Consider the following 12,455-nt stretch of genomic DNA (forward strand, 5'->3'; position numbering starts at 1 on the left):
ACCCAAAGAAGCGAAAGCTACCTCACGCTCTCAACAGAAAGCAGGGAAAAAGAACCGGGCCGGTTACGCCGCGAAGCCGCCCGTGGCGGCTAGCAGCAGGATGTAGACAACCGGGGCGCACACGAGAATGGAGTCGACGCGGTCGAGAACACCGCCGTGGCCTGGGAAGATCGAACCCATGTCTTTCACGCCAAGGTCACGCTTGAGGAGCGATTCCGAGAGGTCACCGGCCGTGGCCGCAACGGTGCAGGCGACGCCGAGAATGATGCCCCACCACCAGGCAATGCCGAGAGCGAAATGGGCACAGAGGATTCCAATAACGACTGCGAGCAGGATTGATCCCGCGAAACCCTCCCAGGATTTCTTTGGTGAAATGGTGGGTGCCATCGGGTGCTTGCCGAACAGAACGCCCGCGAAGTAGCCACCCGTGTCGTTCGCAACGGGAAGGATGACGAACGTGATGACAGCCCACGCGCCGTTGTCCATGCCGGCCAGTATCACGGCGAAACCACCGAGGAGCCCGATCCAGGAGAGTGCGAACACTCCCGCGGCGCAGTCCCTGGCGGCCCACTTGCCGCCGGCTCTGAACCGCCACGCGACAATAAGGAAGGCGCCGGTCAGAAAGGATATGAGCAGACCAAGGTCGTGAAAGAACCACGTGCTGACGGCTATCCCGACAGCCGATATCCATAGTGGAAGGACCGGGATGTAGAAATTACGCGTGGAGAAGGCTCCCGCTGCCTCCCAGAGGCCCACGGCCATGAAGGCGATGACGAGGACAACGAAGGAGTCGATCCACACGAACAGGGACAGACCCACGATCGCAAGGAGGGACACTGCCGTCACAATGGCGGCCGGCAGGTTCCTCCCTGCTCGTGAATCAGATGGCGGGGGTGGCTTGAGAGGCCGAGGCGCCAGGCGCCCCAGCCACGCATCACCGATTACTCCCTCCATCTCAGACTTCGAGGAGATCCTTTTCCTTGGCTTCAAGGATCTGATCAACAAGGTCGGTGTGGCGCTTGGTCAGCGACTCGAGTTCCTTCTCGGCGCGATCAACCTCATCCTCGCCCGCTTCGCCATCCTTCTTGATACGGTCAAGCTCTTCCTTGGCCTTGCGGCGGATCGAGCGGATGGTGATGCGAGCATCCTCGGCCTTGGTGCGAGCCAGCTTCACGTAGTCGCGGCGACGCTCCTCGGTCAGCGGGGGCAGGTTGATGCGCAGGAACTGACCATCGTCCGTCGGGTTCACGCCAAGATCGGACTCGCGCAGCGCGCGATCGATGGCGGTGATGGCGGAACGATCGTAAGGCGAGATGGTGACGGTACGTGCCTCAGGGATAGCAACGGTTGCGAGCTGCTGCAGGGGCGTTGGTGCGCCGTAGTAGTCGACGAGGATCGAGTTGAACATGCCGGCATTGGCACGTCCGGAACGAATGTTTGAGAAGTCGTTCTGGGCGACCTCGATCGCCTTCTCCATCTTTTCTTCTGCTTCAAGCAGTGCGTCTTCAATCATGAGTTGTCCTTTATTCCACTGGGGTCGATGAGACTACGGTACCGATCTTTTCGCCAAGAAGCGCACGCGTGACCGCACCGTCTTCTCCCATGCCAAAGACCCGCATGTTCATATTGTTATCCATGCACATGGAGAATGCCGCAGCATCCACCACGCGCAAGCCTTGAGCCAGAGCATCCTGGTAGGTGAGGTAATCGAGCTTAGTCGCGGTCGGATCAACCTTCGGATCCGCCGTGTACACGCCATCGACACCGTTCTTGCCCACGAGGATCTCGTCGCAACCGAGCTCGAGTGCGCGCTGGGCGGACACGGTGTCGGTCGAGAAGTAGGGCATGCCGGCACCGGCGCCGAAGATCACGACGCGGCCCTTTTCGAGGTGACGGATCGCGCGAAGCGGGATGTAGGGTTCCGCAACCTGAGTCATGTTGATCGCGGTCTGGACACGGGAGGGAACTCCTGCGTGCTCGAGGAAGTCCTGGAGTGCAACGGCGTTGATGACGGTTCCGAGCATGCCCATGTAGTCGGCGCGTGCCCTGTCCATGCCGGCGTTCTGGAGCTCCACACCGCGGAAGAAGTTACCGCCACCAACAACGATGGCGACCTCGACGCCCTTCTCAACTGCCTGCCTGATTTCTTCGGCAACACGGGTCAGGATCTGAATGTCGAGCCCGACTGAGCCACCACCGAACATTTCGCCCGAAAGCTTCAACAGAACTCGCCGAACATGGTCATTATTGAAGTCGCCGACAATGGGCGACTTTTCAGGTGAATTGGTCATGATGAAGTCGAACCCCTCCCTGGTGGTTTAATCCGCCTTTTAGCCTATCCGACTTGAGCTGGATAAGCGTCCTTTCCGCGCCGTATCCTCGCCCACGATTCGCCACGAGCGCAGGCATGCAACGAAAAATTCCTCAATCAAGCCCACCCCATCGCTTCCAAGGCTTTCGGATCATTACTCCCAGTGTTGGCAGATATTTCGTCAGTTTCCGTGACTCAGGCGTTGCAATGAACGCTGTGGTATCCAGCTACTCTCTTCGATGAAAGATTGGACGCACCGACGTTTAACCGCGCCCTCTCACACGTCACGGTGGCAGACTGGTGCCTGAATACTCTTTGGAAGGACTAGCTATGCCCGTTGAACTCGTCACCTCAGCGACCCCGGAAGTTGCTGAGGCAATCAATGAACTCCTCCCCCAGCTCTCCAAGTCCGCACAACACCTGACGGATGAGCAGATCGACACATTCTTCGATCAAGACCGTGTCCACCTCTTCATCTTCCGTAGCGAGTCCACCGGCAAGATCAATGGCATGCTGACCCTCGCCACCTTCATCATCCCCACCGGTTACCGTGCCTGGATCGAAGATGTCGTCGTGGCTGAGAACGCTCGCGGCGAAGGAGCCGGCCGAGCCCTCGTGGAAGAGGCAGTCGCATACGCAGAGCACATTGGCGCCCGATCCGTCGACCTCACCTCCCGTCCCTCGCGCGAAGCGGCCAACCGCCTCTACGTCCGCACGGGCTTCAAGATCCGCGAAACCAACGTCTACCGCTACAAGAAGTAGCCATAAGCTTCCGCGTCCCTAAGCTTCGCCAGTCCTAGACCTCGCTCATGCCCTGAGCTTCTGAAGGCATTCGGAGATGGGCACGTCGGAGCGAACCTCAGAACCTTTGATGGGTGCCCGATTCGGGCGCCCATCAATCGTTGAAACAAGTGATCGGCAGGCTGTTGAACAAACGATCCCTTATCATTGGTTCAGTTCACACAGATTGTTCGTCGCTCAGGTGATGAAGAGGCCGACGACCCAGAGGCCGGCGCTGAGAGCTCCCGCGATGAGCTCAATAAGGATGGAAAGCAGGACTCCCTTGAGTGCAGACTTCGTCTGCGACCAGGCCTTCCCGTTGTCTTTCAGCCGCAGGTACTCGGCCCCGTAGACACCAATGATAAAGCCGATCGGCATGCCGACCACGGGTATGACGAAGAAGCCGATGAAAGCAAGGATGATGCCCGCGGTCATTGAACTCCACGGGGTACCCTCGTTTCTCATGAGCTTCGCTGGAAGCAGGAAACCGAGCACGTAGGAGAGCACGATGATCGCTGCGACGCCAGCGAAGATCCACCAGGATGTGGCGGTGCCAACGACGGCAGCCCACACACCGATCGCGATCAGGATGATGGGCAGGCCGGGATAGAGCTGAATGATCGTGCCAATGATACCGATGACGATCGCGAGTCCCACAAGGATGAGTCCGGGAAGTTCCATGAGCTAAAGGTACGTTCTCACTAGCAATTTCAAGAATCGAAACGCGCAAAACCTCAGGCCCATGACCTGCGAGAACAGTCACGGAACACTCACGAGAAAAAACGAAGCAGAGTCTTTCAGACGTCTTCCCTTGCAACCAGCGATCTTCCGCCTCCCGACGACTTCCTGTCACCAGTTGAATTCACCTTATGACTTTCTTCCCTCCGGTGGCTTCCGACCACCCGAGGGACTCCTGCAACTCTGCGATTGACTAGGCTTGCAACCCACGGCTCCTTGAATCTGTCCCTCGAAAGCCAATGCTGAGTTAGTGGCTCCGCATGAGTCTTGGACATGAATCGAGGGCCCGTACCTGAGTACGGGCCCTCACCTGTCTAGGTTCCGCTCGTTCTAGGAACTGGGTTCCTACGTTGACGGTCTGCTTGGTTACTACTTGGCAGCAGGACGGGTCATGGAGGCGACATCGAGAGCAACGTCGAGCTGCTCCTCCGTGATCTCGCCACGCTCAACGAAACCGAGATCGATGACGGCTTCGCGGACCGTGATGTTCTGCTTGACCGAGTGCTTCGCGATCTTCGCGGCGTTCTCGTAGCCGATGATGCGGTTAAGAGGCGTCACGATCGAGGGCGAGGACTCCGCGAGTTCCTTGGCACGCTCAACGTTGGCGGTGATGCCATCGATGCAACGCACAGCGAGGGTCTCTGCCACGTTGGCGAGAATGTTCATGGACTCGAGCAGGTTCTGAGCCATGACGGGGAGCATGACGAGCAGGTCGAAGTTGCCCTGCGCGCCAGCGAAGGCGATGGCAGCGTCGTTGCCGATGACCTGTGCGGCCACCTGAACGGTTGCCTCGGGGAGCACGGGGTTGACCTTGCCCGGCATGATCGACGAACCCGGCTGCAGGTCGGGAAGGTTGATCTCACCGATGCCGGCGCGGGGGCCGGAGCCCGCCCAGCGGAGATCGTTGGAGATCTTCACGAGGGAAACAGCCACGACGCGGAGGGCGCCGGATGCCTCAACGAGGGAGTCCTGTGCGGCCTGAGCCTCGAAGTGGTTCGGTGCCTCAACGAACGGGAGGTCCATGTTCTCCGCAATGAGCTCGATGACGCGCTCGGAGAAGCCTGCGGGGGTGTTAATGCCGGTGCCCACGGCGGTGCCGCCGAGGGGAAGCTCAGCGAGGTGCGGGATGGTGGCCTCGACGCGGGCAATGCCGTTGCGGACCTGCTGCGCATATCCGGAGAACTCCTGACCGAGCATGATCGGGGTTGCGTCCATGAGGTGGGTACGACCCGCCTTCACCACATCCTTGAACTCCTCGGCCTTCTTCTCGAGGGACTCGGCGAGAACCGTGAGCTTGGGGATAACAACGCGGACGGCGGCCTCCGTTGCTGCGATGTGGATCGAGGAGGGGAACACGTCATTGGACGACTGGGATGCGTTCACGTGGTCATTCGGGTGGACCTCGAGACCGGAGTCGCGGGTCGCGATCGTCGAAATGACCTCGTTCGTGTTCATGTTCGAGGACGTGCCCGAACCTGTCTGGAACACGTCAATGGGGAACTCTCCGTCGTGCTGGCCGTCGATGACCTGCTCGGCGGCAGCCACGATCGCCTGGGCAAGCTCCTCGCTGATGACACCGAGTTCGGCGTTGGCGAGTGCCGCGGCACGCTTCACCTGACCGAGTGCACTGATGTGGTGAGAGGTGAGCGTCTTACCTGAGATCGGGAAGTTCTCGACTGCTCTCTGTGTCTGAGCTCGGTAGAGGGCGTTAACAGGAACCTTTACTTCGCCCATCGTGTCGTGTTCGATGCGAAACTCTTCACTCACTTGTTTTCTCCTTTGATGTGGTGATGGTTCAATTGTCCCTCACCTCGATCGAGAAAACACGGCGAATGGTCCCGAATCAGTCAGGTTGGACGACGATCTCCACGCGCTGGAACTCCTTGAGATCCGAGTATCCCGACGAAGCGATCGCGTGACGGAGTGCGCCAACGAGATTGAGAACGCCGCGGGCGTTGTGGGAGGGGCCGAACAGAACCTGCTCGAGCGATCCCTCGTCACCGACCCACACGCGTTCACCGCGGGGCAGGTCGGGGTGGCGTGCTTCCGCACCCCAGTGCCAGCCGCGTCCCGGTGCCTCGGAGGCGCGGGCCAGAGCGGTGCCCAGCATGACCCCGTCGGCGCCGCAGGCGAGGGCCTTGACGATGTCACCCGAGGAGGAAACTGAACCATCGGCGATCACGTGCACGTAGCGGCCCGCTGACTCGTCGAGGTAGTCGCGGCGTGCGGCCGCAATGTCGGCCACGATGGTGGCCATGGGGGCGGCAACACCGATGGTGCGGCGGTTCGCGGAGGACGCGCCGCCGCCGTAGCCGGCGAGCACGCCAGCGGCGCCGGTGCGCATGAGGTGAAGGGCGGCGGTGTAGGTGACGGCGCCACCGACGATGACAGGGACGTCGAGTTCGTAGATGAACCGCTTGAGGTTGAGGGGTTCCCGGTTGGAGGAGACGTGCTCAGCGGACACGGTCGTGCCGCGGATGACGAAGAGGTCGACACCGGCTTCGACGACGGTGCGCCAGTGCTCCTGGGTGCGCTGGGGAGAAAGCGCGCCAGCTACGGTCACTCCGGCCTCGCGGATCTGGCTGAGGCGAGCGGTGATGAGTTCGGGCTTGATGGGTTCGCGGTACAGCTCCTGCATGCGGAGCCCCGCCTCCTCGGCAGCCATATTGGCGAGTTCTTCGAGAAGGGAGCTGGGATCCTCGTAGCGAGTCCACAGGCCCTCAAGGTCGAGAACACCCACTCCCCCGAACTTGCCCATGGCGATAGCGGTCTCAGGTGAGGTCACCGAATCCATCGGTGCGGCCATGATCGGAATATCCAGGTAGTACGCGTCGATCTGCCATCCCGTTGAAACATCGGATGCATCTCGCGTGCGCCGTGACGGGACGACCGCTACCTTGTCGAGTGTGTAGGCGACTCGTGCCCTCTTGCCGCGACCAATTTCTACCTCTTGTACCATGCCACCAGTGTAACGAGAGTCGACAGTTTTTCACCTTTGGCCCACGTACAATCGGGGCATGGCGACGCAAGCACACTGGACTGACGGCCCCCTCATCGGTTTCGATACCGAGACGACCGGGGTGAGCCCACGACACTCTCGCCTGGTCACAGCCTCAACTGTCGTGACCGGCCAGGAACCGGAGTCGCACAACTGGCTCGCCAACCCGGGTGTTGAGATTCCCCGAGCCGCCCAGGAAGTTCACGGAATCTCCACCGCCCAGGCACGCGCCGAGGGCCGCGATCCAGAGGAGGTCTTGACCGAGATCCGTGACCTGCTCGTGGATCACATGAGTGCCGGTCACCCCGTTGTCGCCTTCAATGCCGCCTTCGACCTCACCCTCATGGAATCCGAGTTGGAGAGGCACGGCCTGTCCACCATGTCCCAGCTCCTTGGTGGCGAGCCGAAGCCGGTCCTGGATCCCCTCGTTCTCGACCGCATGCTTGACCCGTACCGGAAGGGACCACGCAGGCTCGAGACCCTCATCGGGATCTATCGGATCGACGCTGGCGGGTTCCACGATGCTCACAACGACGTGGTCGCTACCCTCAAGCTCCTACGCGCCATGATCAACCAGCACGCCATGCTCAAGGCCTCCTCCCTGCGCAAGCTCCACGAGCTCCAGAAACAGTCCCACGAGAAGTGGGCAGTCAACTTCAACAAGTGGCTGAAGGAGCAGGGCCGCAAGTCCGACGTCGATCCCGCGTGGCCACTCGGTTCATCAACACCCCAGGACTGATCGCAATTACCTGGGCTGATGAGGAGTACCGGGACCGATCGGAAGTGATTCGAGTAACAGGAAGGGTCGGGAGCACGATGCTCCCGACCCTTCTCTGATTCAGCTATGAGATTGAGGCGAACGATCGAGTTAACGAACTAACGACCGCTCAAACCATCAATCGAGCAAGCGATCGAACTTCTGGACCGCCCCTGATACGCAGAGGACGGAGATGGCTAGTTGGTCGAGTAGTTCGGTGCCTCAGCGATTGCCGTGATGTCGTGGGGATGCGATTCCTTGAGACCGGCGGGGGTGATGCGAATGAACTTGCCCTTGTCCTTCAGCTCGGGGATGGTGCGTGCACCCACGTAGAACATGGACTGGTGCAGGCCACCAATGAGCTGGTGGGTGACGGTGCCAAGGGAACCCTTGTAGGAGACCTTGCCCTCGATGCCCTCGGGAACGATCTTGTCGTCGGAGGAGACATCTGCCTGGAAGTAGCGGTCCTTCGAGAAGGACTTCTTGCCGCGGGAGGCCATCGCACCTAGCGAACCCATGCCACGGTATGCCTTGTACTGCTTGCCGTTGATGAGAACGAGCTGACCCGGGGACTCCTCACAGCCAGCGAGAAGCGAACCAACCATGACGGTGTCTGCACCGGCCACGAGGGCCTTGGCGATGTCACCGGAGTACTGGAGGCCACCATCGCCGATCACGGGAACACCGAGGGGCTTGCACGCCTTCGATGCCTCGTAGATAGCGGTGATCTGGGGAACGCCAACGCCAGCAACGACGCGCGTGGTGCAGATGGAGCCGGGGCCAACACCAACCTTGACTGCGTCCGCGCCGGCTTCAGCGAGGGCGAGAGCACCGTCGTAGGTTGCGACGTTACCGCCAATGATCTGAACGTTGTCGAAGACCGAGCTGCCCTTGAGCGCCCTGATCATGTCGAGAGCGAGACGGGCCTGACCGTTGGCGGTATCAACGACAAGTACATCCACACCAGCATCAGCGAGTGCCTCGGCGCGCTGCATGGCATCACCGAAGTAGCCGACGCCTGCGCCGACGAGGAGTCGACCGTTGGAGTCCTTGGATGCCATCGGGAACTGTTCGGAACGAACGAAGTCCTTGACGGTGATGAGGCCGGTGAGGATGCCGTTCTTGTCGACCAAGGGAAGGCGCTCACGCTTGTACTTGCGCAGGAGCGAGGTTGCTTCCTCGTGGGAGATGTCGGAGGCGCCGGTAACGAGACCCTCGGAGGTCATGACGTCACGAACGAGGGTCGTGCCCCACTCGGCGACCGGGGTGAAGCGGAGGTCGCGGTTCGTGCAGATGCCGAGGAGCTTGCCCCCCTCATCCACGACCGGGAGGCCAGAGACTCGGAACTGGCCGCAGAGGGCATCGAGTTCGTCGAGTGTGGCGTCGGGGCCGATGGTGACAGGGTTGGTGATGCGACCGGTCTGGGTCCTCTTGACGAGGTCCACCTGGTGCGCCTGATCCTCGATCGAAAGGTTGCGGTGCAGGATGCCGATGCCGCCGTTGCGGGCCATGGCGATCGCCATGCGGGCCTCGGTGACGGTATCCATCGCAGCCGAGGCGAGGGGGATCTGAAGATTAATTTCTTTGGTGAGTCGCGCCGAAGTGTTGACTTCAGACGGGATCACGTCGGTCTCTCCCGGAAGCAGGAGGACATCGTCGTAGGTTAGTCCAATAAAGCCAAAGGGATCATTATTCTCGTTGCTCACACCCCAACCTTAGATCCAAAGCTGGCAACTGGCGATGCTCGTCCACTGTGATAATCGTCCGCCCCTGACGACCGGGGAGGACCCTGGGAAGCACTCCCCACGGATTTCGAGTGAATGATGTTGACTTGATTTCGGGGCCGGTCAAAAATGGAACGGTAATAAAAACCGTTGATATACCAACAGTTTCTTTTAGTTGCCGCTCGCAAAAAGTTAGCGGTTGTAAGATCGCTACCCCTAGGAAGAGGTGAAAGGTACGTGGCTGACATCCATCGACTCCCCGGACCAAACTCAGATCATTGGGAGTGGCAGTTGGACGGACTGTGTCGTTCAATGGACCCCAGTTTCTTCTTCCACCCGGAGGGTGAGCGAGGAGGACCTCGCCGCAGGCGCGCAGAGGCAGCCAAGCGAGTGTGCGCACGATGCCCGGTTCTGGAGATGTGCCGCGAGCACGCCCTGTCCACGCACGAGCCCTACGGCGTGTGGGGCGGCATGAGCGAGGAAGAGCGTCACGCAATCATCGCTGCGGAACGCATCAAGAGAGTTTCGTAAGTCCATCTCTGTTCGATCAGTTCCTCGCCTGCTTGATCGTTCGCGTCGAAGAATGCGACGCAGAATCGAGCAACAGGGAAGTTGAGAAAAGGACAGGAAGGAAAGTGTGGGTGCCGACATCAATGCCGGCACCCACACTTTCCTTCCTTTAACCACTTCTTCCTCTGACCCACTGCTCATATCTCGGAGCGTCAGCTGGAGACAGGGCGACTTGAGCTGGCGCAGGGGTTCAGGGTTAAGACATGACTGAAGGGGTGGCCATCGGCCACCCCTTCAGAGCAAGAATTGCTACTTCTCGACGACTGCGAGCACGTCGCGAGTCGAGAGAATGAGGTACTCCTCGCCGGCGTACTTCACTTCGGTGCCACCGTACTTGGAGTAGATGACGACGTCGCCAACGGCAACGTCAACGGGGATGCGGTTACCCTTGTCGTCAACGCGACCGGGGCCAACTGCAACAACCTTGCCCTCCTGGGGCTTTTCGGTTGCGGTATCAGGGAGAACGAGACCCGAGGCGGTGGTCGTCTCAGCTTCCAGCTGGGTGATGACGATGCGATCCTCGAGAGGCTTAATGGAGACCGACACGCGGACCCCTCCTTTTCCTATCTAAACGGATTGGACAACGCCTCTATCCGCCGTCGCGGGGGCCGGAAGAAACGTACTGCGTGGCGAACCACGTCTGATAAATAGAATAAAGAGAAGTTAGCACTCGGTCAACTCGAGTGCCAATTGTTCACGGTAAGCGAGATGATCCGATGCGCACCGGGGCGAAGGAGCAATCCGCACTCTCTGATCCGCTTGCTATTCGCAGGTTTGTCCGTCGATGGACTCCCGGATGAGATCGGCGTGGCCGCAGTGCCTACCGTACTCCTCAATCATGTGAACCATGATCCAGCGGAGCCGAAGAACCTTGCCCTCCATAAACTGGTGCTTCGCGAGCGCATCCATTCCTGCCGCCTCATGGGCTTCCGAGGCGTATCGATCGGAGTCTTGAATGGCCTTCCGCCACTCCGACCGCAGGGTATCCCCCGAGTCCTCGCCTGCGCTGTGCCAATCCCAGTCGTAGTCGGCATCCCAGTTGACACTGTCCCACGGCTGCCCGTAACCCTTCCCAGCGAGGCCGTCGGAGAACCACTGTCGCTCCACGAGGGTGAGGTGCTTGAGCATCCCACCCAGGGTCATCTCGCTCGGCTCGAGCCGCTGACTCAACTGATCATCCGAGAGACCATCGGTCTTGATGGCGATGGTGCCACGAAGAAAGCTCAGGAAACCCGTGAGGGTCTCCCACTCCCCCGCACCCAACGGCGGATCCACTCGCCCATGTTCATCAGCTGGCTCAGTCATGGACTGAACCCTACGGCAATGCCGTCCGCCACGCAGGCCGGGGAGGGAACCCGAGAGAGATATGCGCTCGTTACGGTGTTTCCCTGGAAAGAACGAGTTCCTCCTCCCTTGTCCCGCGGGACTATGGATTCCGATCTGGCACTATGGTGTGGTGCCCTCTCCACTACATGCGGATGTTCTTCAACTCCTCGATCAGCTACCTCCCTACCGGGAGGATGAGGTCTTTGCCCTGACGAACTCGCTCCGCAAGGAGGGCTGGCAACCCGACATTATCTCCCAGGCGTTGACGCAAGCCCGCCTGCGAGAGAAGGCTGTGCCGAAGCTTGGTGAGCGCGCCTCCAAAATGCTCTTCACGAGCGACGCTCTCGAGCAGGCGAGCCGACCAGAAGCGGCCGCCCACCACGCGCAGGTGTTTCTCGATGCGGGGGTTCATTCGCTTCGGGAGGTCGGATGCGGCATCGGTGCCGACACCACTGCCTTTGCTATCGCCGGACTGACCGTCACTGCTCGCGAACTGGATGACGACAGAGCACTCCTTGCTCGCCACAACCTGGCCGACTTTGACAACGTTCGCATCGAGGGGGCTGACGGCCTGGCCGATATCAGCGAGGAGGGGATGTGGGCAGATCCTGCGCGCCGTGGCACAAAGGGCCGGATCTCCAATCCTGAGGAGTGGATGCCGGCGCTATCGCAGGTTGTCGAAGCCGCAAGGGGCGTGAGGCTTGCCGGAATCAAGGTCGCCCCCGGCATCGACTACTCCCACCTCCCGCCAGATTCCAGGGTGGAGTGGCTATCGATTGGCAGAGACCTCGTTGAGGCAATCATCTGGCTCGGAACAGATCAACCAGGGCGCGTTGCCACCCTCCTGGGGAAAGATCAACTGACGATTGACACGGCACCGGACAGCGCTGCGGAGATGGTGGATGCTGGTGAGCTTGGCACGTACCTTTACGAGCCGGATCCGGCCGTGATCAGGGCCGGTGGCATCGCAGAGCTGTGTAGGAGATTCGATCTTGCGCCGGTAGCTCCCGGGATCGCATACCTCACCTCGGATGCTCTCGTTGAATTACCCTTCCTTGAGGCATTCACGGTGCAGGAGGTGCTCCCCCTGCAAGAAAAGAAGCTGGCCCGAGAGCTCAAGAATCGCGGCATCGGAACCCTCGAGATCAAGAAGCGTGGCGTTGATGTCGCCCCAGAGGTTCTCCGCAAGAAGCTGAAACTGGCTCTTCATAATTGGGGGTGTAGTTTGTTTTGGAATCCGCCGCTGCCCAG

13 protein-coding genes are annotated in these 12,455 nt (G+C 60.2%); 4 read left to right on the forward strand and 9 right to left on the reverse strand.

The features are described from left to right. Positions 1-63 precede the first annotated feature (63 nt). The 3 genes from QMB98_RS09465 to pyrH all read right to left on the reverse strand — a co-directional run bounded on the left by QMB98_RS09465 (position 64) and on the right by pyrH (position 2,291). Positions 64-846 (reverse strand): phosphatidate cytidylyltransferase, encoded by a 783-nt coding sequence (locus QMB98_RS09465; RefSeq protein ID WP_371685498.1) that lies wholly within the window; start codon positions 844-846, stop codon positions 64-66. Between the two features lie 109 nt (positions 847-955). Next, positions 956-1,513: a ribosome recycling factor gene (frr, locus tag QMB98_RS09470; RefSeq protein WP_371685499.1), complete on the reverse strand. Its 558-nt coding sequence runs from the start codon at positions 1,511-1,513 to the stop codon at positions 956-958. A 10-nt stretch (positions 1,514-1,523) separates the two neighbouring features. Then, complete coding sequence (gene pyrH / locus QMB98_RS09475; protein ID WP_371685501.1) at positions 1,524-2,291, reverse strand: UMP kinase; 768 nt, start codon at positions 2,289-2,291, stop codon at positions 1,524-1,526. Between the two features lie 350 nt (positions 2,292-2,641). Between pyrH and QMB98_RS09480 the strand changes: the two genes are divergently transcribed. Beyond that, complete coding sequence (locus tag QMB98_RS09480; protein WP_371685502.1) at positions 2,642-3,073, forward strand: GNAT family N-acetyltransferase; 432 nt, start codon at positions 2,642-2,644, stop codon at positions 3,071-3,073. A gap of 216 nt (positions 3,074-3,289) precedes the next feature. On the opposite strand, the gene QMB98_RS09485 is transcribed toward QMB98_RS09480, so the two are convergent. The 3 genes from QMB98_RS09485 to QMB98_RS09495 form a co-directional block, all read right to left on the reverse strand. After that, positions 3,290-3,772, reverse strand: a complete 483-nt coding sequence (locus QMB98_RS09485) for a DUF456 domain-containing protein (RefSeq protein WP_371685503.1) — start codon at positions 3,770-3,772, stop codon at positions 3,290-3,292. 426 nt (positions 3,773-4,198) lie between these two features. Beyond that, positions 4,199-5,596, reverse strand: coding sequence for a class II fumarate hydratase (locus tag QMB98_RS09490; RefSeq protein ID WP_371685506.1), 1,398 nt, complete (start codon positions 5,594-5,596; stop codon positions 4,199-4,201). A gap of 76 nt (positions 5,597-5,672) precedes the next feature. After that, positions 5,673-6,788: a GuaB3 family IMP dehydrogenase-related protein gene (locus tag QMB98_RS09495; protein WP_371685507.1), complete on the reverse strand. Its 1,116-nt coding sequence runs from the start codon at positions 6,786-6,788 to the stop codon at positions 5,673-5,675. Positions 6,789-6,846: 58 nt separating this feature from the next. Between QMB98_RS09495 and QMB98_RS09500 the strand changes: the two genes are divergently transcribed. Then, complete coding sequence (locus QMB98_RS09500) at positions 6,847-7,566, forward strand: exonuclease domain-containing protein (RefSeq protein WP_371685508.1); 720 nt, start codon at positions 6,847-6,849, stop codon at positions 7,564-7,566. Positions 7,567-7,781: 215 nt separating this feature from the next. Here QMB98_RS09500 and guaB read toward each other — a convergent pair whose 3' ends face one another. Continuing rightward, a complete protein-coding gene (gene guaB, locus QMB98_RS09505) occupies positions 7,782-9,290 on the reverse strand; it encodes an IMP dehydrogenase (RefSeq protein WP_371685509.1) in 1,509 nt (502 codons plus the stop codon). A gap of 255 nt (positions 9,291-9,545) precedes the next feature. Here guaB and QMB98_RS09510 point away from each other — a divergent pair, with 255 nt between their 5' ends. Further along, the gene (locus tag QMB98_RS09510) at positions 9,546-9,839 is read left to right on the forward strand and encodes a WhiB family transcriptional regulator (protein ID WP_371685510.1); all 294 of its coding nucleotides are present in this window, start codon (positions 9,546-9,548) and stop codon (positions 9,837-9,839) included. Positions 9,840-10,127: 288 nt separating this feature from the next. Here the strand turns inward: QMB98_RS09510 and groES are convergent, their stop codons facing one another. Together groES and QMB98_RS09520 are read right to left on the reverse strand one after the other, a co-directional pair. Further along, the gene (groES, locus tag QMB98_RS09515) at positions 10,128-10,424 is read right to left on the reverse strand and encodes a co-chaperone GroES (protein WP_371685511.1); all 297 of its coding nucleotides are present in this window, start codon (positions 10,422-10,424) and stop codon (positions 10,128-10,130) included. A 216-nt stretch (positions 10,425-10,640) separates the two neighbouring features. Further along, a complete protein-coding gene (locus QMB98_RS09520) occupies positions 10,641-11,183 on the reverse strand; it encodes a DinB family protein (RefSeq protein WP_371685513.1) in 543 nt (180 codons plus the stop codon). A gap of 151 nt (positions 11,184-11,334) precedes the next feature. Between QMB98_RS09520 and QMB98_RS09525 the strand changes: the two genes are divergently transcribed. Next, positions 11,335-12,455 (forward strand): class I SAM-dependent methyltransferase (locus QMB98_RS09525; protein WP_371685514.1); only part of this gene is annotated, 1,121 nt, incomplete at its 3' end.

Origin of the sequence: Flaviflexus sp., from assembly GCF_041440645.1 — a bacterium.
Lineage (GTDB): Bacteria > Actinomycetota > Actinomycetes > Actinomycetales > Actinomycetaceae > Flaviflexus.

Bases quoted from the DNA above. Each gene is read 5' to 3' on its own strand.
- frr (WP_371685499.1), bottom strand. From the start codon at position 1,513: ATGATTGAAGACGCACTGCTTGAAGCAGAAGAAAAGATGGAGAAGGCG.
- pyrH (WP_371685501.1), bottom strand. From the start codon at position 2,291: ATGACCAATTCACCTGAAAAGTCGCCCATTGTCGGCGACTTCAATAAT.
- QMB98_RS09480 (WP_371685502.1), top strand. From the start codon at position 2,642: ATGCCCGTTGAACTCGTCACCTCAGCGACCCCGGAAGTTGCTGAGGCA.
- QMB98_RS09485 (WP_371685503.1), bottom strand. From the start codon at position 3,772: ATGGAACTTCCCGGACTCATCCTTGTGGGACTCGCGATCGTCATCGGT.
- QMB98_RS09495 (WP_371685507.1), bottom strand. From the start codon at position 6,788: ATGGTACAAGAGGTAGAAATTGGTCGCGGCAAGAGGGCACGAGTCGCC.
- QMB98_RS09500 (WP_371685508.1), top strand. From the start codon at position 6,847: ATGGCGACGCAAGCACACTGGACTGACGGCCCCCTCATCGGTTTCGAT.
- QMB98_RS09520 (WP_371685513.1), bottom strand. From the start codon at position 11,183: ATGACTGAGCCAGCTGATGAACATGGGCGAGTGGATCCGCCGTTGGGT.